This is a genomic window from Pseudomonas sp. NFACC56-3 (assembly GCF_900100025.1).
GTDB classification, from domain to species: Bacteria; Pseudomonadota; Gammaproteobacteria; order Pseudomonadales; family Pseudomonadaceae; genus Aquipseudomonas; species Aquipseudomonas fluorescens_AA.
Genome location: NZ_FMTK01000031.1, coordinates 28,829 through 54,349, shown reverse-complemented (window position 1 = coordinate 54,349; position 25,521 = coordinate 28,829). Strand labels below are relative to the sequence as shown.

Sequence of the window (25,521 nt, the reverse complement as noted above, 5' to 3'; positions counted from 1 at the left end):
CGCTTTTCTGGGGCTAGACCTGCGTATATCGGACTCAGGGAAAAAGAAGGGACGCCGCTGCCTGTCTAAGCGAGGTGACCCAGAGGCCCGTCGATTGATGCATAACGCCGCGATGTCGGCGAGGCGCACAGCGGCATGGAAGGGTTTTTATGAGGCACTAAGGGCCCGGGGACTCAGCACAACCGAAGCATTAGTAGCACTGGCCCGCAAGCTTGCCCGAGTGGTATTCGCCCTGCTGAAGAATCAGAGCGAATATTTACCGAAAGGCATTTAGGGGGTAGCCCTGCACCATAGAATCTCCCACAGTTGACCGCGTTCGAAGTCATCAATGTGGGAGCGAGCCTGCTCGCGATAGCGGCGTCAGCTACACCGCAAAAATCAGAACCTGGACCCAGGCCTGTTCAAAAATTCAATTTCCTCAGCCGTGGACTCGCGCCCCAACACCGCGTTGCGATGGGGAAACCGTCCAAACCGCGCAATGATCTTCTGATGCCGCTCGGCATAATCCAGGTTGTCTTCAAACACCGCCCGTTCCGCCTCCGGTTGCTCTCGGACCAAGTCGATGAACCGCGACACGGCTTCGTTCTGCACCGCCAGGTTTTCGCAGTGTTCGAGTACCAGGTAGATGAAGACGCGCTGGATCGGCTTGAGCTGCCGGTCGAAACCCGCCGCCATGCCCTGGGCCACCAGCGCTTGGGCACGCAGGTCGCCGGAAAAAGCCTTGGGGGTGTCGCGAAAGATCATCCGCGGGAGTTGATCGAGCAGTAGCACCAGGGCCAGCCAACCTTCCGGGCGTTGCGCCCAGTCGGTCAACCCGCCGGCCAGTGCCTGCTCGACCCGATCGCCGAAGCGCTCTTGCGCCTGGCGATCATGGCCTTTGCCGAACCACAGCTTGCCCTTGTCGGCCGCTATTTCGTCCGGTGTCTGGGCTGCACCAAACCACCAATCGAGCAACGGCTGCCAGGGCTCGGCCATGATTTATTCCTTGTGGTAAGCCGTGGCGCGGGCCACTTCTTCCTTCGAACCAAGGAACACGGCCACGCGCTGGTGCAGACCTTCAGGCTTGATATCGAGGATGCGCTGGTGACCGTCGGTGGAAGCGCCGCCCGCCTGCTCCACCAGGAACGACATCGGGTTGGCTTCGTACATCAGGCGCAGCTTGCCCGGCTTGGACGGCTCGCGGCTGTCGCGCGGGTACATGAACAAGCCGCCACGGGTCAGGATCCGGTGCACATCGGCAACCATCGCGGCGACCCAGCGCATGTTGTAGTTCTTCTTCAGCGGGCCTTCTTCGCCTGCCAGCAGCTCTTCGACGTAGCGTTTTACCGGGGCTTCCCAGTGACGCTGGTTGGACATGTTGATGGCGAATTCCTGGGTGGATTCAGGAATGGTGATGTCTTCATGGGTCAGGACGAAGCTGCCCATCTCGCGGTCCAGGGTGAAACCCTTGACGCCGTCGCCCAGGGTCAGCACCAGCATGGTCTGGGGGCCGTAGATGGCATAACCGGCGGCGACCTGCTCGGTGCCCGGCTGCAGGAAGGCCTTTTCATTCAGGGCTTCGTTCTGGCTCAGGTATTCGTTCGGGCAGCGCAGTACCGAGAAGATGGTGCCGACCGGCGCGTTGATGTCGATGTTCGACGAACCGTCCAGTGGGTCGAACACCAGCAGGTAGGCACCCTTGGGGTATTTGCCCGGAATCTGGTAGGCATTGTCCATTTCCTCGGACGCCATGCCGGCCAGGTGACCGCCCCATTCGTTGGCTTCGAGCAGGATTTCGTTGGACAGCACGTCGAGCTTCTTCTGCACTTCACCCTGCACGTTTTCGGTGCCCATGCTGCCCAGGACACCACCCAACGCGCCTTTGGAGACGGCGTGGCTGATTTCCTTGCACGCACGCGCCACCACTTCGATCAAAAAGCGCAGATCGGCAGGGGTATTGTTGCTGCGGGTCTGCTCAATCAAATAGCGACTCAAGGTAACGCGGGACATGGACGGCTCCGAAGAATAGGGGGCGGAAAAACCAGCGCAGTTTAGCGCGAGTCGGGACTTAATTCCTCCTATGAGACGGGGAATGGAGGATTGAGTTCACGGGGTGGCGGCTCGCTTGTGGTTTTTTGGTTGCCGCAGGATCGCTTTCGCGAGCAAGCCCGCTCCCACACCGAACCGTGTCACCTTGCGAGCGCATTCAAATGTGGGAGCGGGCTTGCTCGCGAAACAGGCGACTCGGTTTGTCGGTGATCCTCTGCTTTCAGCTCTTGACCGGCGGCTTGCGAAGCAGGCTGAACGCCATCGCCGCGAGGAACAGCACGCTCAGCAGCAACACCGCCCACAGGCCGATTTTCTTCCAGTTGGTATCGACCGTCGCAGGCGCGCTTGCGGTTGCAGGGGTCGCCGCCGGCGTCGACGTGGCCGCGCCGTTCACGGTCGCCGTCCCCAGCGTCGCCAGGCGCGACGGTTTGTAATCAGGCACCAGCGTGCTCAATGGCAAGTTGGCCGCTTTGACTGTCGCGCTGCCCAACGCCAGGCTGTAGGGCCCTTCGCCCCGCGCCAGGAACACCACCTGGGTCGGGCGCACGGCAAAGCGCAGGGCCGGGGCTTCGGTTCCCAGGCCGCCGCCACGCTCGTCCACGGTCAGTTTCAATTGCTGCACGGTCTGGCCGGACAGTTGCAATTGGTTTTGCAGCACATCCTGGCCGTTCTGGGTCAGGCGATAGAGCAAGCCACTGCCCAGCGGCTGCCACGGATGGCTGCTTTCACGGCGACCGGCCAGGGTCACCGGCGCCAGGCTGTTGGCCTGGCTCAGTTCGACCTGCACTTGCTCGATGTTCAGCCCCATGGGCAGCTGCCAGGTGTACTCACCGGCCTTCGTCGTGCTGCCGGCCAACGGTTGCGACCAGACCAGCGGCAACGGCAGGCTTTCGCGGCTGGCGCTGTGCAGCTGGGCCGAGGTCAGCACCGGCGCGGAGGACGGCGAATCCCACAGCAACCGCAGATAGCGCGCCGGTTGCCCCGGCAGGTTCACTTCATGCTGCTCGACCCGCTCATCGGCAAAGGTCAAGCGCGCCACCTGGCCTTCACCCCAGGATTGCCAGTGCTGCAAGTCGTCACTGGCTTCGATGGTGAACCGCTGGAAGCCGTCGCGCTCGCTGGTCCAGTCGAGGATCAACTGCTGCAACGGTGCCTTGATCGCGCTGGCATCCAGCAACCAACCGCGCAGTTCCTCTTCCCCCGCTTCGAGCCGACTCGATGGCTGAACTTCCACCAGCGTGCCATTGGCGTTCGACTGCACACGTACGCTGGGCGCGCGCTCGTGGTCATCAGCGGCGTTGTACAGCGGGAACCACTTCACGTCGGTGAGGGTGCGGTTTTCCCGGCTCTGGGCCGACTCGCGCACCAAGGCGTAGGCCTGGGCCTGCCCGGCGGCGTTGAAGACCCGCAGGTCGCTCAGGTCGGTCTGCCGCGCCTGCAACTGCACGTCCAGTGGCAACGGCAGGCGATACCACGGCCCCTCGCCGCTCAAGGACAATGGCACCTGATGGGTGAAGTCCGCCGGTTGCTCCTGGGCCGTGGCCGACAACGCCACCCACAACCCGACCACTCCCAGCCCGATCCGACTCAACGTGCGACTCAAGATGACACTCCCTCACTGACAGGCATAGGCGGCTCATCCTGGGCGACCGTCTCCGGGCGCTTGGGCGGCAGCGGCGCGAAGTAGCCCACCACCAATAGCAATACACCCACGCCGATGAACGACACGATCCGCGCCAGACCGCCACGGTTACTCAATTCGACAAAGAACAGCTTGGCCACGACCACGGCGATCAACGCCGCACCGATCAGCCACACTTCACGGCGATGGCGCAGATGCCCACCGATCATCAGGCCCAGGGCGATCAAGGTCCAGACAATGGACAACCCGGCCTGCACGAACATCGACTCGAGCAGCGCGTCCAGCTCGTAGGGCACCCCCATCCACTGGTGGGCAGTGCGCATCACCAGGGCGGTGAAGAACGCGAACAGCGACACACCGGCGATCAACTGGGCGATGTGCCCGACGCGACTCCAGCCGTTCGTCGATTGCTCCACGGCGTTGCGAGCCCACACATAGATACCGAACAAGGCAAACAGCAGGCCCAGTTCCAAGGGATTGAGCAACGGCACATAAGGCAGGGGCTCTGAGTTGCCATCACTGAAGGTGTTGGTCAGCCAGAACCAACCGAGCATCAACAGCGCCATGGGCGCCGCCGCATAGACACGATATTCCCGGGGTTGTGCCGAAACCGGCCATGGCAAGGTACGCGGAGTGGCCATCAGCACCAGATAAAGCCCTGGCAGGATCGCCCAGGCCAGCCAGCGCCAAGCGTTGTACTGCTCGGACAGCAACAGCAGGCCGTAACGCAACTCCAGCATCAACACTGCCATCAGCAACCAGCAACCAAGTACGTGGGCCGTACTGCGCGCCCGGGCCGGCAGCATCGGCGCCAGGCGCTTGAGCGAGAGGAAATGCACGGCAAATACCGCCAGCCAGGCCAGCCAGCCGAAATTCGCGGCCGGGTGATAGTGACTGTGCCCCGTCGCCACCAGTACGCAGCCCGCCGCCGGGATCAACAGGGTGCACAGCAGCCCCAGCGCCGGCCATTTCAACCGCAGCGACAAAACGCTCCACACCGCCACGCTGATGGCCGCAACCAACAACAGCAAGCTGCCTTGCAGGTTCGCCGGAGCAAAACGCAGCACTTCGCTGACCCACGCCAGCGCCCACCAACCCGCGCCCCAGATCAGCAACAGCTCGGACAGGCGCTGCAAGCTCAAGGCGTCCAGCTCCTGCGCCGCGTGCGCCCGTTGCAGGCGCCACGCACCCACCAGCGCCGCCAGCCCCAGGACCAGCGGCGTCCAGAAGCCGCTATGGGCCAGGGGCCGCAGATCCTCGGTATTGAGCGGCCCCAGCAGCGCCGGCCCCGCCATCAGGAACGACGCGCCGCCCAGCAGTTGCAACAGCAGGCCGAAGACAAAGCTCACGCGTTGTTTCAGGTACAGGCTCAGCCAGATGATCAACAGGCCACTGGCCGCCCACACCCCGCTCGCCGTTTGCCAGGGCAGGACGAACAGCACCGCGAGATTGATCAGCACCAATCCCGCCAGCAGCACCACCGACAAGCCGCGCAGCAACCGGACATCGTTGCGCACCATGTCGTCGCGCGCAGCCAGCAACATGCCACCGATCAACGCCAGACCGATCAGAGAAGCACTGAGCAAACCGCTCCAGCCCGCGCTGAACACCGCCGCCGAATCGCCCTCGGCGCCTTGCAGGCGCAACAGGAACAGTGCGCCGCCGAGCAATTGCACCGCGAACGCCGTGAACAGGAAGCTGCGCGATTGCAGGCGCAGGCCGACCCACAACGTCGCCAATCCGGCCAGGGCCCAGGCGATGGCCGTGCCGTGGGTAAAGAAGAACAACGGTGCCAGCAGATAGAGGAAACCCAAGCCCAGCACCGCCAGCACCGGCAGGCCTTGGCGCTCCCAAGCCGCAGTGTGTTCAGGGGCTGCCTTGCGCAGTTGGTAGAACGTGAACAGTAAAGCGCCGCCGAGCATCAGCGCCCCCAACGGTGAGCCGTCGAGCAGGCTGCCTTCGCCAGATCGCAATTCGCTGAGGAAGGCCAGCGCCGAACCCAATTGCAGCAACAAAGCAAAGGCTCGTGCGAAAGGTCGTTGCTGGCGCAGGCCCAGCCAGAAGATCCCCGCGCCTTCCACGGCCCAGGCCGCCGCGGTCCAACGGGCGTCGAGCCCCAAGGGGATTGCCAGGCTGGCAAAAATCACCCCCAGGGCCAGACAGGTTTCCGCCAACAGCAGGGCGCGGCCGCCCATCAATAACCGCGCCAGACCCATGTAGATCATGCCCAGGGCCAGGGCGCTGAAGGCAGCGGCGAACTCCAGGTGCTGCACCAACGCGAACTGCAAGCCGAAGCCCACCAACGGCGGGCCGAACAGCATGCTGCCGTCGACGTAATCGCCCTTGCGCGCCGACCAGCGCAACAACGCGTCGCGGCTACCATCTTCAGGCACATCGCTCATTTCCAGCAGCTTGCGGCGGGTGAACAGCAAGCCAATCGCCAGGTAGATGAGGAAGAACAGGATCAGGAACGGCTCGGTGCTCCAGAGCAGCTCTGGCGTGTAGGAACGCAGGCCCCAGGCGAAACCGATGCCGAAGGTGCCGACAAAACCGATCAGGTTGAGCAGGCGCCAGGCCTTGAACCAGGCTATCGCGAGAATGCCGGCATTGAGCAGGATGAAATAGCTGAACAGCGCGACGTGGTTGCCGCTGCCGGTAGAGGTCAGGATCGGTGCGGCAAACCCGCCCAGTGCCGCCGCCGCGGCCAGGCCCAGGGCATTCTGGGTCACCGCCAGGATCGCCGAGAACACCGTCACCGCCACCAGCAAGCCCAGGGCCGCCTTGGAATCGAGCAACGGATGCAGGCGCATGGCGGCGAACACCGTCAGGTACAACACGGCGATCCCGGTGCCCTGGAGCATCAGTGCATAACTGTTGTTACGCTGGCGCAACCACCAACCCAGGCCCAACAGGCCCAGCGCACTGGCCGCGACGCCGGCGTAACGCAACTCGATCGGCACCACCATGCCTTCGGTGGCATAGCGCAGTAGGAACGCCAGGCCGAGGAACAACAGCACCACACCGACCCGCAGCACGGTATTGCCGCCGAACAGCCAGTTGCGCGCCCCGGTGAGGGCGCGGTCGAACAGATTCGGACCACGCGGGGCCGCCGGCTCCGCCACCATCGGCTCCAGGGGCAGAGGGGCAAAATCGCGCTCGGCACGCCGGCTGGACGGCTCTGGCGCGGGCTTCCAAATATCATCGGGCAACGGCTGGCTGGCCTGGGTGGCCATCGCGGGAGCGGGTTCGAGGTCTGGCGGCAATTCCCAGACGAGCTCCGGTTCGGTGCGCGTTGCGGGCTTCGCGGCCTGGGACACGACAACCTCGGGCGCGGGGGCCGGATCACTCGGTTCGGCCACCTTACCGCGTTCGAGTACCGCCAGGCGGGCCTCCAACGTGAGCAAGCTCTGCTGGGCCTCTTGCAACAAGATCTGTTGCTTGGCCGCCTGGACACCCAGGCGCCCCAATCGAAACGCCTGGGCGATGCCAAGCCCCACCAGTGCGCCTATCAGCGCATCGGCGAACGACTCGTCCACCACCCAGCCGAGTGCCAGGCCCAACAACGTCAAGATCCATTGCATGGTTGATATCCCTAAGCGGCCCGTTGCGGGCGTAACCAGGGTGATGCGATGCCTGGATCAGTCTAGTAGCCCCCCAAACCCTGTGGGAGCGAGCTTGCTCGCGATAGCGGCATGACAGACACCTTAAGGTTGACTGATACACCGCTATCGCGAGCAAGCTCGCTCCCACATTGGAATGTTGGCGCTGCCAATAACTGAGTCCGGCCGCACAGCCCGGCGAAACTGGCGCTTAGTATATCGACGAAGCCCAACCGCCGTTGGGCTTCGCTCACATTTCTTGCAGCAAATGCTACTCCAGGGCTTTCCAGATGTCGGTGGCGTATTCACGGATGGTCCGGTCCGAGGAGAACCAGCCCATGCGCGCGGTGTTGAGCACCGCCGAACGCCACCACTGCTTGTCGTCGTGCCAACGCTCTTCGACCTTGGCCTGGGCGTTCCAGTACGAGTCGAAGTCGGCACAGACCAGGAAGCGGTCATAGTCCACCAGCGAGTCGACAAGCCCGGCGTAGCGCATCGGATCATCCGGCGAGAACACCCCGCCCCGTATCGCCTGCAATACATCGTTCAGGCGATGGGAGGCGGCGATGTCCGGCGCAGCGCTGAACTCACCGTTTTGCTTGCGCGCTTCCACTTGTTCAGCCGTCAGGCCGAAAATGAACATGTGCTCGCCACCGACGCGCTCATGCATCTCCACGTTGGCGCCGTCCATGGTACCGATGGTCAGGGCGCCATTGAGGCCGAACTTCATGTTGCTGGTGCCCGACGCTTCGAAGCCGGCCGTGGAAATCTGCTCAGACAGGTCCGCCGCCGGAATGATGCTTTCGGCCAGGCTGACGTTGTAGTTGGGCAGGAACACCACTTTGAGCAGACCACGCACGGTCGGGTCGTTGTTCACCACTCGGGCGATGTCGTTGGTCAACTTGATGATCAGCTTGGCCTGGTGGTAACTGGCGGCGGCCTTGCCGGCAAAGATCTTCACCCGTGGCACCCAATCCACTTCCGGCTCGGCGCGAATCGCCTGGTACAGCGCCACGGTGTGCATCAGGTTGAGCAACTGGCGCTTGTATTCGTGGATCCGCTTGACCTGCACGTCGAACATCGCCGCCGGGTTCACGGCAATGCCCAGTCGTTCGTGGATCAGGTAAGCCAGGGCTTTCTTGCTGTGCAGGCGCTGCTCGGCGAACTGTTTGCGGAACGCCGGTTTATCGGCGAACGGCTCCAGCTCGATCAAGCGTTCCTCGGGGTTGTCGAGCACGCTCGGGCCGAGGGCGTCGACCATCATCGAGGTCAATTCGGCGTTGGCCTGGAACAACCAGCGGCGGAAGGTGATGCCGTTGGTCTTGTTGTTGATCCGATCTGGATAGAGTTTGTGCAACTCGGAGAACACCGTGCTGCGCATCAGTTGGGTGTGCAACCCAGACACACCGTTGACGCTGTGGGAACCGAGAAACGCCAGGTTACCCATGCGCACCCGGCGGCCGTTGTCCTCTTCGATCAGCGAAACCGAGCGCAGCACATCGAAATCGTGCACGCCTTTGGCCCGCAGCGAATCGATGTGCTGGGCGTTGATCAGGTAGATGATCTGCATGTGCCGGGGCAACATGCGCTCCATCAGCCCCACCGACCAGGTCTCCAGGGCTTCGGGCAGCAGCGTGTGGTTGGTGTAGGACAGCGTGTCCTGGGTGATCTGCCAGGCCGCATCCCAGGCCACGTCATAGACGTCCACCAATTGCCGCATCAGCTCGGCCACGGCGATGGATGGGTGCGTGTCGTTGAGCTGGATCGCCGCGTGATCGCCCAGGGTCAGCACCGAGGTGTGCATGTTGCGATGGCGGCGCAGCAAGTCCTGCAACGAGGCGGCGACAAAGAAATATTCCTGGCGCAGGCGCAGTTCCTGGCCGGCTTCGGTGCTGTCGGCCGGGTACAGCACGCGGGAAATACTTTCGGCCCGGGCCACTTCCGCCACCGCGCCCAAGTGGTCGCCGGCGTTGAAGCGTTCCAGGTGCAGGTCTTCCACCGCCCGGGCGCGCCACAGGCGCAGGGTGTTGACGCTGGCACCGCGCCAGCCCACCACCGGGGTGTCATAGGCAATGGCCCGCACAGTTTCGGCCGGGGACCAGACTTGCCGGGTCTTGCCGGTGTCGTCGGTGACGGTCTCGACGCTGCCGCCAAACCCGATCGGGTAGACCACCTCTGGCCGCTCGAACTCCCACGGGTTGCCGAAATCCAGCCAATGCTCGGTCTGCTCCTGCTGCCAGCCGTCGACGATGGCCTGGCGAAACAGGCCGTGCTCATAACGAATCCCGTAGCCATGGCCGGCGATGCCCAGGGTGGACATGCTTTCCATGAAACACGCCGCCAAGCGGCCAAGGCCACCGTTGCCCAGCGCCGCATCGGGTTCGAGCAGGCGGATGCGCTCCAGGTCCACGCCCAGTTCGGTCAGGGCCTCGCGCGCGGTGTCCAGCAGGCCGAGATTGCTCAGGCTGTCGTAGAGCAAGCGCCCGATGAGGAATTCCAAGGAGAGGTAATAGACGCGCTTCTGGCCCTTGCGGTAGATCTGCCGCGTGTGGTCCATCCAGTGTTCGACCATGTGGTCGCGGGCGGCCAGGGCAATGGCTTCGAACCAATCGTGATCAAACGCATGATCCGGGTCCTTGCCGACGGCGTAAGTGAGTTTGGTCAACACGGCATCGCGAAAAGCAGCGACTTCGGCTTCGCGAACAAGTGGTTCTTGAGTCATTGATGAGACCTCGAACGAGCATGGAATTGTCTGAGCCTAGTCGGTCTGACAGACGGCACAGGCTCTGGTTCGGTGGTTTTTCCCTGTGGCGGAGAATCGTCGTCAGAGAATTGCCGGATAAGCGAATGAATGCAGGGGCCGTGCCGATCCGGGCGGGTTTGGCCGGGATGAAAAAAAACTGGCGGATGGTCGTTCAAAATTTCACCAGTCCCGGTATGATCGCGCGCCCTGATGCATGCTGGTAAACCGTGATGATGAAGCCCAACCTGATCGCCGCCGCGGAGATCGACCGACTCGATACCTGGGCCAAGTACTCCGCCCCGATGTGCGGTTCCTGCGTATCGAGCTGCTGCACACTGCCGGTGGAAGCCAAGATCAAGGACCTGATCCGCATCGGCATCGTCGATGAGTTCGAACTGGGCGACCCGCCGAAGAACATCGCCAAGCGCCTGCAAAAGGAAGGGATCGTCGAGCGCTACAACCAGAAGTCGGAAATTTTCACGCTCCAGCGCATGAGCAACAACGATTGCCTTTATCTGGACCGCAAGAGCCGGTTGTGCACCATTTACGAGAAGCGCCCGGACACCTGCCGCAACCATCCGCGGATTGGGCCGCGACCCGGGTATTGTGCCTACAAGCCCAAGGAAGTGGAGCGCGAGCGCAATCCGCGGACGCTGGACAAATTCTGATCGGCTGCTAGTTTCTGCGGCGTTTGGCCGATCGCCTTCGCGAGCAAGCCCGCTCCCACAGTGGAACTATGTCGGACACAAAGTCTGTGTCCACTGAAAATCCATTGTGGGAGCGGGCTTGCTCGCGAAGGGGCCCTGACAAGCACCGCACAAATCCCAGGCATAAAAAAACGCCCCTGATCTCACAATCAGGGGCGTTTTTTCAGCTACTAACTAAGTCGAAACTCAGTTGCCGCTTTTCTTGGCAGCGCGGGTACGCTCGCTTTCGCCAAGGATTTTCTTACGCAGGCGAATCGACTTAGGCGTCACTTCACACAGTTCGTCTTCCTGCACGAACTCCAGCGCTTGCTCCAGGGTGAACTTGACCGGCGGAACCAGGGCGATGGTTTCGTCCTTGCCCGAAGCACGCATGTTGTCGAGCTTCTTGCCTTTGGTCGGGTTCACGCCCAGGTCGTTGTCGCGGCTGTTCAGGCCGACGATTTGACCTTCGTAGATATCCTGGCCGTGCTCGACGAACAGCTTGCCGCGCGCTTGCAGGGTTTCCAGCGAGTAGGTCAGGGCCTTGCCGGTCGCAACCGATACCAGCACGCCGTTCTGACGGCCGGACATGTCGCCGGACTTCATCACGTCGTAACGATCGAAGATCGAGGTCAGGATGCCGCCACCGGAGGTCAGGGTCAGGAACTCGTTACGGAAACCGATCAGGCCACGGGCCGGGATGTTGTACTCAAGGCGCACACGGCCCTTGCCATCCGGAACCATGTTGGTCAGGTCGCCTTTACGCAGGCCCATCTGCTCCATGATCGCGCCCTGGGATTCTTCCGGCAGGTCGATGGTCACGTTTTCGTACGGTTCGTGCTTGACGCCGTCAACCATGCGGATGATCACTTCAGGACGACCCACGCCCATTTCGAAGCCTTCGCGACGCATGGTTTCGATCAGTACCGAGAGGTGCAGCTCACCACGGCCGGACACCTTGAACTTGTCGGCCGAGTCGCCTTCTTCAACGCGCAGGGCAACGTTGTAGAGCAGCTCTTTGTCCAGGCGTTCCTTGATGTTACGGCTGGTCACGAACTTGCCTTCTTTACCGCAGAATGGCGAGTCGTTGACCTGGAAGGTCATGGAAACGGTTGGCTCGTCGACGGTCAACGGCTTCATCGCTTCGACGTTCAGTGGGTCGCACAGGGTGTCGGAGATGAACAGTTGCTCGAAGCCGCTGACGCAGACGATGTCGCCGGCCGCTGCTTCTTCAACGTCGATGCGGTGCAAGCCGTGGTGACCCATCAGCTTGAGGATACGACCGTTGCGCTTCTTGCCGTCGGCGTCGATGGCAACCACCGGGGTGTTCGGCTTGATGCGACCACGGGCGATACGGCCAACGCCGATCACACCCAGGAAGCTGTTGTAGTCCAGTGCCGAGATCTGCATCTGGAACGGACCGTCACGGTCGACTTTCGGCGCCGGTACGTCGTCGACGATCGACTGGTACAGCGGGGTCATGTCTTCAGCCATGGCGGTGTGGTCCAGACCGGCAATGCCGTTCAGGGCCGAGGCGTAGACGACTTTGAAGTCCAGCTGTTCTTCGGTAGCACCCAGGTTGTCGAACAGGTCGAAGATCTGGTCCAGAACCCAGTCCGGACGCGCGCCTGGACGGTCGACCTTGTTGATGACCACGATCGGACGCAGGCCGGCTTCGAACGCCTTCTTGGTCACGAAACGGGTTTGCGGCATAGGGCCGTCTTGAGCGTCAACCAGCAGCAGCACGGAGTCGACCATCGACATCACGCGCTCTACTTCACCACCGAAGTCGGCGTGGCCCGGGGTGTCCACGATGTTGATGTGGTAGCCGTTCCAGTTGATGGCGGTGTTTTTCGCCAGGATGGTAATACCGCGCTCTTTTTCCTGGTCGTTGGAGTCCATCACGCGCTCGTCGTTGAGCTCGTTGCGCTCCAGGGTGCCGGATTGACGCAAGAGTTTGTCTACCAGGGTGGTCTTACCATGGTCAACGTGAGCAATGATGGCGATGTTGCGTAGATTTTCGATCACTTGTGTATCTCGATCAGAGGATTCGGTGTGCTGACAGGTCGTGGCAGCGATTTACGTTGAGTCCGACAAAGCCGTTACAGCCTGTCGGCGGCGTCGGGGGGCCGGTGACGCAGGCCACAGGCAAACAGCCCCGGGCACTTAGCTCGGTCGATAAACGCGCACATTGGCATGCCCCTCACTGAGCAAATGGTGGGCATGCAGGCGACTCATCACGCCTTTGTCGCAATACAGCAGGTACTGGCGAGTAGGGTCCAGTTCCTTGAAACGCGCGTTCACGGCATAGAACGGCATCGTTTTTACCTCGATGCCGGCGACACTCAGCGGGTCGTCTTCAGCGTCATCCGGGTGGCGGATGTCGATGATGATCTGACCGGCCAGCGCTTCGCCGACTTCTTCAATCTTGATGTCCTGGCCCAATTCGTCGATGACGCGATCGATCGGCACCAGCCTGGCGTTTTCGAGCGCTCGCTCGAGCACCGCCATGTCGAATTCTTTCTCTTCGTGCTCCACCCGCCCGCGCTTGGCCGCCGTCTTCGGATTGACCGAGATGACGCCACAGTATTCCGGCATGTGCCGGGCAAACTCGGCGGTGCCGATTGCGTTGGCCTGGTCGATGATGTCCTGCTTGTGGCTGGCGATCAGTGGACGCAAGACCAGCTTCTCGGTCACGCAGTCGATCACCGACAGGTTCGGCAACGTCTGGCTCGACACCTGGGAGATCGCCTCGCCGGTCACCAGCGCATCGATTTGCAGGCGGTCGGCAATTCGTGAAGCGGCGCGCAACATCATACGCTTCAAAATGACGCCCATATGACTGTTATCGACTTTGCCGAGAATCTCGCCCAGGACTTCCTCGAACGGCACACTCACAAATAACACGCGTTGGGAGCTGCCGTACTTCTTCCAGATGAAGTGCGCCACTTCCATCACGCCCAGTTCATGGGCACGCCCGCCGAGGTTGAAGAAGCAGAAATGGCTCATCAACCCGCGACGCATGATCTGGTAGGCGGCCACCGTGGAGTCGAAGCCACCGGACATCAGCACCAGGGTCTGCTCCAGCGAACCCAGCGGATACCCGCCGATGCTGTTGTGCTGGCTGTGGATCACGAACAGCCGCTGGTCGCGAATTTCGATGCGCACTTCGATTTCCGGGTCTTTCAACGAAATACCGGCCGCGCCGCATTGCCGGCGCAACTGGCTGCCGACGAACTTCTCCACATCCATCGAGCTGAACGCGTGCTTGCCGGCGCGCTTGCAACGCACCGAAAAGATCTTGCCGGCCAGTGCATCACCATAATGAAGCATGCACTTGGCGAGGATGTCGTCGAAATCCCCCAGCGGGTATTCATCGACTTGCAAAAAATGCGCGATGCCCGGCATGCAACTCAGGCGCTCGGTCATTTCCTTCAGGAGCTTGGGTTCGCTGACACGGGTTTCCAGTTCGAGGTTGTCCCACACGCCATTCACCACCACGGCCGGATCCAGGTCTCGGAGCACGGCACGGATGTTCTTGGCCAACTGGCGGATGAAACGCATCCGTACCGGGCGGCTCTTGATGGTGATCTCGGGGAAGACTTTTACGATTAGTTTCATGAAAACAGCGCGCGAACGGCCAGCCGAAAAAGGGGGGCGCGGATTATAGCGGAAATTGCTCAAGGTTTAACCAGTTAATGTGCAGATGGTTTTGCACGCACCAAAACAGGTCATTATCGATTGGCGACGCCACATTGCAGTGCGTTATTGTCTGACAATCTTTGATTTACGCCTTTAAAAGCGTGGATTTGGTGCAAAAAACCCATGCTGGGGCACTGGCATGCAAATTGCTCCCTTGTGAGGCAGGTTGCCATGGCAGAGTATTCGCGCCGGCATCACCCATATCTAAGGGCACTCCACTACCCGCCCGAAGCCACCCGGAGGACATATGTCGAAGTCGGTTCAACTCATCAAAGATCATGACGTCAAGTGGATTGATCTGCGCTTCACTGACACCAAAGGTACTCAACATCACGTGACCATGCCGGCCCGTGATGCGATGGACGACGAATTCTTTGAAATCGGGAAAATGTTCGACGGCTCCTCCATTTCTGGCTGGAAAGGCATCGAAGCCTCCGACATGATCCTGATGCCGGACGACGAAACCGCCGTCCTGGACCCGTTCACCGAAGAGCCGACCCTGATCCTGGTCTGCGACATCATCGAACCTTCGACCATGCAAGGCTATGACCGCGACCCACGCGCCATCGCCCACCGCGCCGAGGAATACCTGAAGTCCACCGGTATCGGCGACACCGCTTTCTTCGGTCCTGAGCCTGAGTTCTTCATCTTCGACTCGGTCAAGTTCAAGTCCGACATCTCCGGTTCCATGTTCAAGATCTTCTCCGAGCAAGGCTCGTGGATGTCCGACCAGGACGTGGAAGGCGGCAACAAAGGCCACCGTCCAGGCATCAAAGGCGGCTACTTCCCGGTTCCACCGTTCGACCACGACCACGAAATCCGTACCTCCATGTGCAACGCACTGGAAGAGATGGGCCAGACCGTCGAAGTTCACCACCACGAAGTGGCGACTGCCGGCCAGAACGAAATCGGCGTGAAATTCAACACGCTGGTCAAGAAGGCTGACGAAGTCCAGACCCTGAAGTACTGCGTACACAACGTTGCTGACGCTTACGGCCGCACCGCGACCTTCATGCCGAAGCCTCTGTACGGCGACAACGGTTCGGGCATGCACGTTCACATGTCGATCTCCAAGGACGGCAAGAACACCTTCGCAGGCGAAGGCTATGCCGGTCTGTCGGACACCGCCCTGTACTTCATCGGCGGCATCATCAAGCACGGTAAGGCCCTGAACGGCTTCACCAACCCGTCGACCAACTCCTACAAGCGTCTGGTACCTGGCTTCGAAGCACCGGTCATGCTGGCCTACTCGGCTCGCAACCGTTCCGCCTCGATCCGTATTCCTTACGTGAACAGCCCTAAAGCCCGCCGTATCGAAGCACGCTTCCCGGATCCGGCTGCCAACCCGTACCTGGCCTTCGCCGCACTGATGATGGCCGGCCTGGACGGTATCCAGAACAAGATCCACCCTGGCGATGCCGCTGACAAAAACCTGTATGACCTGCCGCCTGAAGAGGCCAAGGAAATCCCACAGGTATGTGGCAGCCTGAAAGAAGCCCTGGAAGAGCTGGACAAAGGCCGTGCGTTCCTGACCAAAGGCGGCGTATTCAGCGATGACTTCATCGACGCTTACATCGCGCTGAAAAGCGAAGAAGAAATCAAGGTTCGCACCTTCGTACACCCACTGGAATATGAGCTGTACTACAGCTGCTGATCCGGTAGCGCCGTCACGTACGGCGTGAAACAAAGAGAGGCCTCCTTCGGGAGGCCTTTTTTATGGGCGCCGGTTACGTGCATGATGCCCCGTCCCTCCCCTAGAAGACGAGACTGCCCATGACTTTGCGCTTCAAGCTCTGCCTTGCCCTGTCTGCCGCGCTGCTGGCCTCCAACGCCGGAGCCGCCTCGACTCCCGCCCCCGAGGCCCTGACCCCGCTGCTTAACGCCATTGGCGAACGCCTGGCCATCGCCGATCAAGTGGCGCTGAGTAAATGGGACAGTGGCAAACCCGTAGAGGACCGTCAGCGCGAGCGTGAAGTCATCGCCGCCGCCGTCGCCCAGGCACCGGCCTACAAACTGAGCGGCGAAACCGTGGAAGCGTTTTTTGCCGCCCAGATAGAAGCCAACAAAATGGTGCAGTACATCAACTTGTCCGACTGGGCCCTGGACGGCAAGGCTCCGGACCTCCCGCGCCCGGACTTGGTGGGGCAGATCCGCCCGCAGCTCGACCGCCTGCAAAAACGCCTGCTGCAACAACTGGCCGACTTCGCCCCCTACCGCACCGATCCGCAGTGCCCGCAATGGCTGGCCCGTGCCACCCACCACAACAAGCAGCACCCGGTGCACCGGCTCGCCCTGATCCGCGCGACGGCAGAGCTGTGTATCTCCCCAAAAGCCTGAGGCAAACGACACCGCTCCAATGTGGGAGCGGGCTTGCTCGCGAAGAGGCCAGTACACCAACATCCAAGTGACTGACACACCGCTTTCGCGAGCAAGCCCGCTCCCACAGGCATTGCGCGCAACAACTTGGGCCAATGCCCCTCCCTGACCTATGCTGCAACTCAACACTTTCAGTTTTCGGTCGATTTTATGGGGCGCGGTTTTTCAATCATCCTGTTGTCGCTGCTGGCACTGCCCGCCGCCGCGCAGATCTACAAGTACACCGACGCCGAGGGCAATACCGCCTACAGCAACCAGCCGCCCCAAGGCGTCCCGGCCCAGACGGTGGATTTGCCACCGCTCAACAGCATCGAACGCCAGTCTCCGGCCAGCCCGGGCACACCGACGCCTCCTGCCAACAGCGAAAAGCCGCGCGATGCCTACGAAACCCTGGAACTGACCGACCTCCCCACCGACGAGGCCCTGCGCGCCAACAACGGCACCTTCACCGTTGGCGTGCACGCTCAACCGCGCCTGCGCAGCCCGCATCTGTTCCAGCTGCTGCTGGACGGCCAGCCCTACGGCCAGCCGAGCAACGTGCCGCGCCTGCAATTGGTGAATATCGACCGGGGCGAGCACAGCCTGGCGGTTCAAGTCATCGACGGCGACAACCTCGTGCAGCAGAGCGAAACCGTCACCTTCACCGTCCAACGGGTACACCAGCCATGATCCGCTGGCTGCTCGCGTTGGGCCTGGCGCTGACGGCGATGCCCGGCGTGGCGCAGATCTACACCTACATCGATGCCCAGGGCAATCGCGTGTTCACCGATCAGCCGCGCCCCGGCAACGCAAAGAAAGTCCCACTGCCGCCCGGCAACCGGATGCCGGCACCGCCCACGGGTACAGCCTCGACGCCCGCGACCCAAGCCCGGCCCGAACCGTTGTTTCATTACGAAATGCTCAGGCTGTTGATTCCCGAGCCGGACGCGACGATACGCAGCACCGCAGGCGAATTGATCGTCAGTGTCACCAGCGAACCGGGCCTGAAAAAAGGCCATCGCTACCGCCTGTTGCTCGACGGCAAACCAACGGGCGCGCCGGGGCCGAGCCCGGTGTTCGCCTTGAGCGACATCGATCGAGGCACTCATCATCTGGCGGTCGAAATCCTCGACGAGCAGGACCGTATCGTCGAACGCACCGCCAACCAGCCCTTCCACATGCAGCGCATGTCCCTGGCGCAGAAGCGCCGCATCAAGCCCTGTGCCACGGCCGATTACGGCCAACGCCCCGAGTGCCCTCTCGCCGAAAAGCCTGAAGAAGAAAAAAGCAGCATCTTGCCGTTCTTCTAACGCCGCCCAGGCTGTCGCACTATATTGGTGCAATAGCTTGCACGCTACCCAACCCCAACACCCATTTTGGTTCGAAAGTACCCGAAAAAGCTGGCAGAACGCCACGCAAGCGAGAGAAAAACACCCTTTTGAGGCTCTAAACGCTTCTTTTCGGAGCCTTGGTTTGGTTTTTGCATTTTCCTTGTGACAGCGCATTAATCGCGCGCGCAATTTGGGACCGGTCCCGAGTTGCTACGCTCCAAAAGAGGTCCTGATGACCATTAGCGACGCACTACACCGCTTGCTGCTCGACAACCTCACCACCGCGACCATCCTGCTGGACGCCGAACTGCGTCTGGAGTACATGAACCCGGCGGCGGAGATGCTCCTGGCCGTCAGCGGCCAGCGCAGCCACGGGCAGTTCATCAGCGAGTTGTTCACCGAATCCGCCGAAGCGCTCAATTCCCTGCGCCAAGCGGTGGAGCAGGCGCACCCGTTCACCAAGCGCGAGGCGATGCTCACCGCCCTGACCGGCCAGACCCTGACCGTGGATTATGCGGTCACGCCGATCCTGAACAACGGCGCCACCTTGCTGCTGCTGGAAGTCCACCCACGTGATCGCTTGCTGCGCATCACCAAGGAGGAGGCGCAGTTGTCCAAGCAGGAAACCAGCAAGATGCTAGTACGCGGCCTGGCCCACGAGATCAAGAACCCTCTCGGCGGAATACGTGGCGCGGCACAGTTGCTCGCCCGCGAACTGCCGGAAGAAAGCCTCAAGGACTACACCAACGTCATCATCGAGGAAGCCGACCGCCTGCGGAACCTGGTGGACCGCATGCTCGGCTCGAACAAGCTGCCATCCCTGGCGATGTGCAACGTCCATGAAGTGCTGGAGCGCGTCAGCAGCCTGGTGGAAGCGGAAAGCCAGGGTTGCATCACTTTGGTGCGCGACTATGACCCGAGCATTCCCGACGTCTTGATCGACCGCGAGCAGATGATCCAGGCGGTACTGAACATCGTACGCAACGCGATGCAGGCCATCAGCAGCCAGAACGAACTGCGCCTGGGTCGCATCAGCCTGCGTACCCGCGCCATGCGCCAGTTCACCATCGGCCACGTGCGCCATCGCCTGGTGACCAAAATCGAAATCATCGACAACGGCCCGGGCATCCCTGCCGAACTGCAGGAAACCATCTTTTTTCCCATGGTCAGCGGCCGCCCGGACGGTACCGGGCTGGGCCTGGCCATTACCCAGAACATCATCAGTCAGCACCAGGGCTTGATCGAATGTGAAAGCCACCCCGGCCACACCACTTTCTCGATCTTCCTGCCACTGGAACAAGGAGCCACATCGACATGAGCCGTAGTGAAACCGTGTGGATCGTCGATGACGACCGTTCTATCCGTTGGGTCTTGGAAAAAGCCTTGCAACAGGAAGGCATGACCACCCAGAGCTTCGACAGCGCCGATGGGGTGATGAGTCGCCTGGCGCGTCAGCAACCGGACGTCATCATCTCCGACATCCGCATGCCCGGCGCCAGCGGCCTGGACCTGTTGGCGCGGATTCGCGAACAGCACCCGCGGCTGCCGGTGATCATCATGACCGCCCATTCCGACCTGGACAGCGCCGTGGCGTCCTACCAGGGCGGCGCTTTTGAATACCTGCCCAAGCCATTTGACGTCGACGAAGCCGTATCGCTGGTCAAGCGCGCCAACCAGCACGCCCAGGAACAACAGGGTATGGAAGAGGTGCCGGCCCTGGCCCGCACCCCGGAAATCATCGGCGAAGCGCCGGCGATGCAGGAAGTGTTTCGCGCCATCGGGCGCTTGAGCCACTCCAACATCACTGTGCTGATCAACGGCGAGTCGGGCACCGGCAAGGAACTGGTGGCCCACGCCCTGCACCGCCACAGCCCACGGGCGGCGTCGCCGTTCATCGCGCTGAACATGGCGGCGATTCCCAAGGACTTGATGGAGTCCGAGCTGTTCGGCCACGAAAAAGGCGCCTTCACCGGCGCGGCCAACCTGCGGCGCGGGCGCTTTGAGCAAGCCGACGGCGGCACGTTGTTCCTCGATGAAATCGGCGACATGCCGGCCGACACCCAGACCCGCTTGCTGCGCGTGCTGGCCGATGGCGAGTTCTATCGGGTCGGCGGCCATACCCCGGTCAAGGTGGACGTGCGCATCATCGCCGCGACCCACCAGAACCTGGAAACCCTGGTTCACGCCGGCAAATTCCGTGAGGACTTGTTCCACCGCCTGAACGTCATCCGCATTCATATCCCGCGCCTGGCGGATCGTCGCGAAGACATCCCGACCCTGGCCCGGCACTTCCTCAGCCGCGCGGCCCAGGAACTGGCGGTCGAGCCCAAGTTGCTCAAGAGCGAAACCGAGGAATACCTCAAGAACCTGCCGTGGCCCGGCAACGTGCGCCAGTTGGAGAACACCTGCCGCTGGATCACGGTGATGGCTTCAGGTCGCGAAGTGCATATCAGCGACCTGCCGCCGGAACTGCTGAGCCTGCCGCAGGATTCGGCCCCCGTGACCAATTGGGAGCAAGCCCTGCGCCAGTGGGCCGACCAGGCCCTGGCTCGCGGTCAGTCGAGCCTGTTGGACAGCGCGGTACCGGCCTTCGAGCGGATCATGATCGAAACCGCCCTCAAGCACACCGCCGGCCGCCGCCGCGACGCCGCCGTGCTGCTGGGCTGGGGCCGCAATACCTTGACCCGCAAGATCAAGGAATTGGGGATGAAGGTCGATGGTGGGGATGATGATGACGGGGATGAGGGCTGATCGGTCTTTAGCCCTTCGCTGAATTTGAAGGCCCAATCGCGAGCAAGCTCGCTCCCACAAGGGAAATGCAATTCCTGGACTGCCCCCAAAAGTCAGATTGGTGTCCAACTTTTTTTGGGGGGGCGGTCCATCCTGTGGGAGCGAGCTTGCTCGCGATGCTTTTAAAGGCTTCATGCACCGCATCAATGCACTGCGAACCGCAATTGCACATGCACCACCCGCCAAAACCAATCGGCCCAGCTCGAAAAAACCACACAAACAAAAGCAAAAGCCCCGGAATACGGGGCTTTTGCGTTACAGAAAGCGTTTTTTGTGACAAATAATTTAAAACTGGCACGCCCCCTGCAATAGCTAGATCACTACCCAGTTTCGGGGACCTTGGTACAGGCAGGCCGGGGAATCCCCATTTTATACCGGGCTCAACGAGCCCACTGTTTTGGGGGCCTTGATACAGGCAGGTCAAGGTTTCCCTTCTTTACACCCAGGGCTATGCGCTTAGCACGAGCCCTCCCTTTTGGGGACCTTGGTACAGGCAGGCCGGGGATTCCCTCTTTTATTGCTCCCGGAGACGGACCTCCAGCCGCCAGCGATCATCCACCTCGCTGCCGGTCCACTCCCCTCGCAATGGACGCGCCGCCACCAGCGTCAGCAACAACCCCTCGTCACTCAAACGCACCCGCCAGTTCACATCCTTGCCGTTGAGCTTGAGCTGGCCCTTCTGCGGCCGGCCTTCTGCCTGGAACAGCAGCGCCACTGAGCCGTCGACAATTTCTCCATGGAGCTTGGGTTCGTTGTTGAACCAGGCTACCAGCGTTCCGTCTGTCACCTCGATCTGTTGCAAGGCGCTGGGGTCGGGCGTGGTCAGGCGTCCGATCATCAGCCCGACCATCATGCCGAAGATCGCCAAAGAGCCCATCACCCGAGGCATTAGCTTCGAACGTCGATCGGTTTGCGGCGTAGAATGCCGCTCATCTTTATCTGCGGAGCCGTGCATGTTTCACGTCATCCTTTTTCAACCGGAAATTCCGCCGAATACCGGCAACGTCATCAGGCTGTGCGCCAACAGTGGCTGCCACCTGCATTTGATCGAACCGCTGGGCTTCGACATGGACGACAAGCGCCTGCGCCGCGCCGGCCTCGACTACCACGAGTATGCCACCTTGCAGCGTCACGCCGACCTCGCCAGTTGTCTGGAAAGCCTCGGGCATCCGCGTCTGTTCGCCTTTACCACCAAGGGTTCGCGGCCGTTCCATGACGCCAGCTTCGTCGCCGGTGATGCGTTCCTGTTCGGCCCGGAAAGCCGTGGCCTGCCGGCCGACGTACTGGACGCCCTGCCCGCCGGGCAACGCCTGCGCCTGCCAATGCGCGAAGGCTGCCGCAGCCTGAACCTGTCCAATACCGTGGCGGTGGCGGTTTATGAGGCGTGGCGGCAGAACGGGTTCGCCTGAGCCTTTCCTGTCAGCCAGAAACACCTGTGGGAGCGAGCTTGCTCGCGATGGCGGTGGATCAGCCGACTTTAATGTTGACTGGTGCACTGCTATCGCGAGCAAGCTCGCTCCCACAGGTTTTGTGCCTGGCCGTCGAGCGCTATGCCTGGCAGTGGACGCTTACTGAACGGTCGCGCCGCCTTCTTGTTGCATGCGCTGCAGTTCTTGCGCATACAGGGCATCGAAGTTCACCGGCGCCAGCATCAGGGCCGGGAACGAGCCGCGGGTCACCAGGCTGTCCAGGGTTTCCCGGGCGTAAGGGAACAGGATGTTCGGGCAGAACGCGCCCAGGGTGTGGCTCATCGAAGGGGCATCCAGGTTCTTGATCAGGAAGATCCCGGCCTGTTGCACTTCGGCGATGAACGCCACTTCGTCACCGTTCTTGACGGTGACCGACAAGGTCAGCACCACTTCGTGGAAGTCATCTTCCAGGGCTTTCTGACGGGTGTTCAGGTCCAGGCCTACGCTCGGCTCCCACTGCTGGCGAAAGATCGCCGGGCTTTTCGGGGCTTCGAAGGACAGGTCACGTACATAAATGCGCTGCAAGGAGAATTGCGGTGCGGCTTCTTCTTCGCTGGCAGCTGTGTTCTGTTGGTCAGTCATCGCAGATCCTTCTTACTTTCAGGTTCTTTAGTGGGAAATTCAGGCCTTGAGCAGCGCGTCGAGCTTGCCAGCGCGCTCCAGGGCATACAGATCGTCGCAACCGCCCACATGGGTGCTGCCGATCCAGATCTGCGGCACGGACGAACGCCCGGCCTTCTGGGTCATTTCGGCGCGCAGTTGCGGCTTGCCGTCGACCTTGATCTCTTCGAAGGCCACGCCTTTGTTCTGGAGCAGGAACTTGGCTCTGGAGCAATAGGGGCAGTAATCGCTGGAATAGACAACAACGTGGGGCATTTTCACTTCACCAGGGGCAGATTGTCGGCTTTCCAGCTGGCAACGCCGCCGGACAGCTTGGCGGCGGTGAAACCGGCCTTCATCAGCTCACGGGCGTGGGTGCCGGCGTGCTGGCCTTGGGCGTCCACCAGGATCAGCGTCTTGGCCTTGTGTTTTTCCAGCTCGCCGATCCGCGCCATCAGTTTGTCCTGGGGAATGTTCACCGCCCCGACAATGTGACCGGCGGCGTAATCCTTGCTCGGGCGGATGTCCACCACCACGCCGGCATCCTTGTTGACCAGTGCGGTCAGCTCGCCAGTGCTCAGGCTGCGACCGCCGCCCTGCATCGTGTGGGCAACCAGCAACGCCAGCAGCACGACGAAGATACCGACGAGAATGTAGTGGTTAGTGGCAAATTGAATCAGGTGAGCAACCATCGAAGGAGGTTCCAGGGCGTTAAAATGTCGGCCAGTATACACAGCACGCAAGGCCGGCCAAACCCCGCCCGGCGGTGACGCCGCCGGAACTTACCTTTAAACTGCCCGTCCCTTTTCCATCGTCTTCTTTTAACCCGCCACGAGTGGATTCCATGACTACCACGCCTAAACCTTTGGTCCTGATGATTCTCGACGGCTTCGGTCACAGTGACAGCCACGAATCCAACGCCGTGTATTCGGCCAACAAGCCTGTTCTGGACCGCCTGTGGGCCACCGTGCCCAATGGCCTGATCTCCGGCAGCGGCATGGACGTCGGCCTGCCGGACGGGCAGATGGGCAACTCCGAAGTCGGCCACATGAACCTCGGCGCAGGCCGCGTGGTGTACCAGGACTTCACCCGCGTGACCAAATCGATCCGCGACGGCGATTTCTTCGAAAACCCGACCATCTGCGCCGCCGTGGATAAGGCCGTGGCCGCCGGCAAGGCCGTGCACTTCATGGGCCTGCTGTCCGACGGTGGCGTGCACAGTCACCAGGACCACCTGGTCGCCATGGCCGAACTGGCTGCCAAGCGCGGCGCCGAGAAGATCTACCTGCACGCGTTCCTCGATGGCCGCGACACCCCGCCAAAAAGCGCCACGTCGTCGATCGAGCTGCTGGACGCAACGTTCCAGGCCCTTGGCAAGGGGCGCATCGCCAGCCTCGTCGGCCGCTACTTCGCCATGGACCGTGACAACCGTTGGGATCGCGTGGCCCAGGCCTACAACCTGATCGTCGACGGCAAGGCCCAATTCAATGCCGCCACCGCCCAGGAAGGCCTGCAAGCCGCCTACGAGCGCGGCGAAAGCGATGAATTCGTCAAGGCCACCACCATTGGCGAACCGGTGAAAGTCGAAGACGGCGATGCCGTGGTGTTCATGAACTTTCGTGCCGACCGCGCCCGCGAGCTGACCCGCGTGTTCGTCGAAGACGATTTCAAGGAATTCGAGCGTGCCCGCCAGCCAAAACTGGCCGGCTTCGTGATGCTGACCCAATACGCCGCCAGCATTCCCGCGCCTTCGGCCTTCGCCGCCGGGAGCCTGGAAAACGTGCTGGGCGACTACCTGGCGAAAAACGGCAAGACCCAACTGCGCATCGCCGAGACCGAAAAGTACGCCCACGTGACGTTCTTTTTCTCCGGTGGCCGTGAAGAACCGTTCCCGGGCGAAGAACGTATCCTGATCCCCTCGCCGAAAGTCGCCACCTACGACCTGCAACCGGAGATGAGCGCACCGGAAGTGACCGACCGCATCGTCGACGCCATTGAAAACCAGCGTTACGACGTGATCGTGGTCAACTACGCCAACGGCGACATGGTGGGCCACAGCGGCATATTCGAGGCGGCGGTCAAGGCCGTGGAGTGCCTGGACACCTGCGTTGGCCGCATCGTCGAGGCCCTGGAAAAGGTCGGCGGCGAAGCACTGATCACGGCCGACCACGGCAACGTCGAGCAGATGTCCGACGAATCCACCGGCCAGGCCCACACCGCTCACACCACCGAGCCAGTGCCGTTCATCTATGTCGGCAAGCGGGACTTCAAAGTCCGTGAGGGTGGCGTGCTGGCTGACGTGGCGCCGACCATGCTGATGCTGCTGGGGATGGAGAAACCGGCGGAAATGACCGGGACTTCGATCCTGGTCTGATTCCGCAAACCCTGTGGGAGCGAGCTTGCTCGCGATAGCGCCGGATCAGCCAACCTTGATGTTGACTGATGCACCGCCATCGCGAGCAAGCTCGCTCCCACATGGGTTCTTGGTGTTTTTCGGGCCAGTTATCACACAGCCCCAAATGGGCGTTTTTTTTGCAGCGTGGGCCGGGCATACTAGGCCGTCCCTTTCCCTGGTG

The 25,521-nt window shown here is 61.6% G+C and carries 21 protein-coding genes; 10 read left to right on the top strand and 11 right to left on the bottom strand.

Annotated elements, in window-relative coordinates:
• Positions 1–274 (top strand): transposase (locus tag BLO80_RS27470; protein WP_139197131.1); only part of this gene is annotated, 274 nt, incomplete at its 5' end.
• A gap of 104 nt (positions 275–378) precedes the next feature.
• On the opposite strand, the gene BLO80_RS27465 is transcribed toward BLO80_RS27470, so the two are convergent.
• From BLO80_RS27465 to BLO80_RS27445, 5 genes are all read right to left on the bottom strand, one after another.
• Positions 379–975 (bottom strand): DUF924 family protein, encoded by a 597-nt coding sequence (locus BLO80_RS27465; protein WP_092333630.1) that lies wholly within the window; start codon positions 973–975, stop codon positions 379–381.
• Between the two features lie 3 nt (positions 976–978).
• On the bottom strand, positions 979–1,989 hold the full coding sequence (locus BLO80_RS27460; RefSeq protein ID WP_092173410.1) for a class 1 fructose-bisphosphatase: 1,011 nt from the start codon (positions 1,987–1,989) through the stop codon (positions 979–981).
• 259 nt (positions 1,990–2,248) lie between these two features.
• Entirely contained in the window at positions 2,249–3,631 is a 1,383-nt protein-coding gene (locus BLO80_RS27455) for a DUF3999 domain-containing protein (RefSeq protein WP_092333628.1), read from the bottom strand.
• Positions 3,628–7,251 (bottom strand): DUF2339 domain-containing protein, encoded by a 3,624-nt coding sequence (locus BLO80_RS27450; protein ID WP_092333626.1) that lies wholly within the window; start codon positions 7,249–7,251, stop codon positions 3,628–3,630. The genes BLO80_RS27455 and BLO80_RS27450 overlap by 4 nt, the downstream gene beginning before the upstream one ends.
• Positions 7,252–7,540: 289 nt before the next feature.
• On the bottom strand, positions 7,541–9,991 hold the full coding sequence (locus BLO80_RS27445; RefSeq protein WP_092333624.1) for a glycogen/starch/alpha-glucan phosphorylase: 2,451 nt from the start codon (positions 9,989–9,991) through the stop codon (positions 7,541–7,543).
• A 251-nt stretch (positions 9,992–10,242) separates the two neighbouring features.
• Between BLO80_RS27445 and BLO80_RS27440 the strand changes: the two genes are divergently transcribed.
• Entirely contained in the window at positions 10,243–10,680 is a 438-nt protein-coding gene (locus BLO80_RS27440) for a YkgJ family cysteine cluster protein (protein WP_025211360.1), read from the top strand.
• 225 nt (positions 10,681–10,905) lie between these two features.
• Here BLO80_RS27440 and typA read toward each other — a convergent pair whose 3' ends face one another.
• Both typA and thiI read right to left on the bottom strand, forming a co-directional pair.
• Positions 10,906–12,726 carry a translational GTPase TypA gene (typA, locus tag BLO80_RS27435; protein ID WP_072407441.1) on the bottom strand — a complete coding sequence of 607 codons (1,821 nt, stop codon included), beginning with the start codon at positions 12,724–12,726 and terminating at the stop codon, positions 10,906–10,908.
• 138 nt (positions 12,727–12,864) lie between these two features.
• Complete coding sequence (gene thiI / locus BLO80_RS27430) at positions 12,865–14,319, bottom strand: tRNA uracil 4-sulfurtransferase ThiI (RefSeq protein WP_092333622.1); 1,455 nt, start codon at positions 14,317–14,319, stop codon at positions 12,865–12,867.
• A 328-nt stretch (positions 14,320–14,647) separates the two neighbouring features.
• Here thiI and glnA point away from each other — a divergent pair, with 328 nt between their 5' ends.
• The 6 genes from glnA (at position 14,648) to ntrC (ending at position 20,837) form a co-directional block, all read left to right on the top strand.
• The gene (gene glnA, locus BLO80_RS27420) at positions 14,648–16,054 is read left to right on the top strand and encodes a type I glutamate--ammonia ligase (RefSeq protein WP_092253219.1); all 1,407 of its coding nucleotides are present in this window, start codon (positions 14,648–14,650) and stop codon (positions 16,052–16,054) included.
• A 119-nt stretch (positions 16,055–16,173) separates the two neighbouring features.
• Positions 16,174–16,737, top strand: a complete 564-nt coding sequence (locus BLO80_RS27415) for a chorismate mutase (RefSeq protein WP_092333620.1) — start codon at positions 16,174–16,176, stop codon at positions 16,735–16,737.
• Between the two features lie 189 nt (positions 16,738–16,926).
• Positions 16,927–17,445 (top strand): DUF4124 domain-containing protein, encoded by a 519-nt coding sequence (locus BLO80_RS27410; protein WP_092333618.1) that lies wholly within the window; start codon positions 16,927–16,929, stop codon positions 17,443–17,445.
• Positions 17,442–18,065 carry a DUF4124 domain-containing protein gene (locus tag BLO80_RS27405; protein ID WP_092333616.1) on the top strand — a complete coding sequence of 208 codons (624 nt, stop codon included), beginning with the start codon at positions 17,442–17,444 and terminating at the stop codon, positions 18,063–18,065. Before BLO80_RS27410 ends, BLO80_RS27405 begins: the two co-directional genes overlap by 4 nt.
• Positions 18,066–18,318: 253 nt before the next feature.
• A complete protein-coding gene (gene glnL, locus BLO80_RS27400) occupies positions 18,319–19,404 on the top strand; it encodes a nitrogen regulation protein NR(II) (RefSeq protein ID WP_053117539.1) in 1,086 nt (361 codons plus the stop codon).
• Positions 19,401–20,837, top strand: coding sequence for a nitrogen regulation protein NR(I) (gene ntrC / locus BLO80_RS27395; protein ID WP_060739603.1), 1,437 nt, complete (start codon positions 19,401–19,403; stop codon positions 20,835–20,837). Before glnL ends, ntrC begins: the two co-directional genes overlap by 4 nt.
• A 553-nt stretch (positions 20,838–21,390) precedes the next feature.
• Here ntrC and BLO80_RS27390 read toward each other — a convergent pair.
• Positions 21,391–21,831, bottom strand: coding sequence for a hypothetical protein (locus BLO80_RS27390; protein WP_092333614.1), 441 nt, complete (start codon positions 21,829–21,831; stop codon positions 21,391–21,393).
• Here BLO80_RS27390 and BLO80_RS27385 point away from each other — a divergent pair.
• The gene (locus tag BLO80_RS27385) at positions 21,830–22,285 is read left to right on the top strand and encodes a tRNA (cytidine(34)-2'-O)-methyltransferase (RefSeq protein WP_092333612.1); all 456 of its coding nucleotides are present in this window, start codon (positions 21,830–21,832) and stop codon (positions 22,283–22,285) included. The two genes, BLO80_RS27390 and BLO80_RS27385, sit on opposite strands and share 2 nt — an antisense overlap.
• Positions 22,286–22,444: 159 nt before the next feature.
• Here BLO80_RS27385 and secB read toward each other — a convergent pair whose 3' ends face one another.
• From secB to BLO80_RS27365, 3 genes are read right to left on the bottom strand one after another with little or no spacing between them, the layout of a single operon-like run.
• Positions 22,445–22,927, bottom strand: coding sequence for a protein-export chaperone SecB (secB, locus tag BLO80_RS27375; RefSeq protein WP_060739605.1), 483 nt, complete (start codon positions 22,925–22,927; stop codon positions 22,445–22,447).
• A gap of 39 nt (positions 22,928–22,966) precedes the next feature.
• Positions 22,967–23,221, bottom strand: coding sequence for a glutaredoxin 3 (gene grxC, locus BLO80_RS27370; protein WP_092333608.1), 255 nt, complete (start codon positions 23,219–23,221; stop codon positions 22,967–22,969).
• A 2-nt stretch (positions 23,222–23,223) separates the two neighbouring features.
• A complete protein-coding gene (locus BLO80_RS27365) occupies positions 23,224–23,637 on the bottom strand; it encodes a rhodanese-like domain-containing protein (RefSeq protein WP_092333606.1) in 414 nt (137 codons plus the stop codon).
• 152 nt (positions 23,638–23,789) lie between these two features.
• Between BLO80_RS27365 and gpmI the strand changes: the two genes are divergently transcribed.
• Positions 23,790–25,319, top strand: a complete 1,530-nt coding sequence (gene gpmI, locus BLO80_RS27360; RefSeq protein ID WP_092201163.1) for a 2,3-bisphosphoglycerate-independent phosphoglycerate mutase — start codon at positions 23,790–23,792, stop codon at positions 25,317–25,319.
• Positions 25,320–25,521 lie beyond the last annotated feature (202 nt).

What these genes read in the sequence shown, in the direction of transcription:
- BLO80_RS27390 (WP_092333614.1), bottom strand. Translation starts at nt 21,831, where the DNA reads ATGCACGGCTCCGCAGATAAAGATGAGCGGCATTCTACGCCGCAAACC.
- BLO80_RS27450 (WP_092333626.1), bottom strand. Translation starts at nt 7,251, where the DNA reads ATGCAATGGATCTTGACGTTGTTGGGCCTGGCACTCGGCTGGGTGGTG.
- BLO80_RS27405 (WP_092333616.1), top strand. Translation starts at nt 17,442, where the DNA reads ATGATCCGCTGGCTGCTCGCGTTGGGCCTGGCGCTGACGGCGATGCCC.
- BLO80_RS27415 (WP_092333620.1), top strand. Translation starts at nt 16,174, where the DNA reads ATGACTTTGCGCTTCAAGCTCTGCCTTGCCCTGTCTGCCGCGCTGCTG.
- BLO80_RS27465 (WP_092333630.1), bottom strand. Translation starts at nt 975, where the DNA reads ATGGCCGAGCCCTGGCAGCCGTTGCTCGATTGGTGGTTTGGTGCAGCC.
- glnL (WP_053117539.1), top strand. Translation starts at nt 18,319, where the DNA reads ATGACCATTAGCGACGCACTACACCGCTTGCTGCTCGACAACCTCACC.
- gpmI (WP_092201163.1), top strand. Translation starts at nt 23,790, where the DNA reads ATGACTACCACGCCTAAACCTTTGGTCCTGATGATTCTCGACGGCTTC.
- BLO80_RS27445 (WP_092333624.1), bottom strand. Translation starts at nt 9,991, where the DNA reads ATGACTCAAGAACCACTTGTTCGCGAAGCCGAAGTCGCTGCTTTTCGC.
- glnA (WP_092253219.1), top strand. Translation starts at nt 14,648, where the DNA reads ATGTCGAAGTCGGTTCAACTCATCAAAGATCATGACGTCAAGTGGATT.
- grxC (WP_092333608.1), bottom strand. Translation starts at nt 23,221, where the DNA reads ATGCCCCACGTTGTTGTCTATTCCAGCGATTACTGCCCCTATTGCTCC.
- BLO80_RS27410 (WP_092333618.1), top strand. Translation starts at nt 16,927, where the DNA reads ATGGGGCGCGGTTTTTCAATCATCCTGTTGTCGCTGCTGGCACTGCCC.
- BLO80_RS27460 (WP_092173410.1), bottom strand. Translation starts at nt 1,989, where the DNA reads ATGTCCCGCGTTACCTTGAGTCGCTATTTGATTGAGCAGACCCGCAGC.
- thiI (WP_092333622.1), bottom strand. Translation starts at nt 14,319, where the DNA reads ATGAAACTAATCGTAAAAGTCTTCCCCGAGATCACCATCAAGAGCCGC.
- BLO80_RS27365 (WP_092333606.1), bottom strand. Translation starts at nt 23,637, where the DNA reads ATGGTTGCTCACCTGATTCAATTTGCCACTAACCACTACATTCTCGTC.
- secB (WP_060739605.1), bottom strand. Translation starts at nt 22,927, where the DNA reads ATGACTGACCAACAGAACACAGCTGCCAGCGAAGAAGAAGCCGCACCG.
- ntrC (WP_060739603.1), top strand. Translation starts at nt 19,401, where the DNA reads ATGAGCCGTAGTGAAACCGTGTGGATCGTCGATGACGACCGTTCTATC.
- BLO80_RS27385 (WP_092333612.1), top strand. Translation starts at nt 21,830, where the DNA reads ATGTTTCACGTCATCCTTTTTCAACCGGAAATTCCGCCGAATACCGGC.
- BLO80_RS27440 (WP_025211360.1), top strand. Translation starts at nt 10,243, where the DNA reads ATGATGAAGCCCAACCTGATCGCCGCCGCGGAGATCGACCGACTCGAT.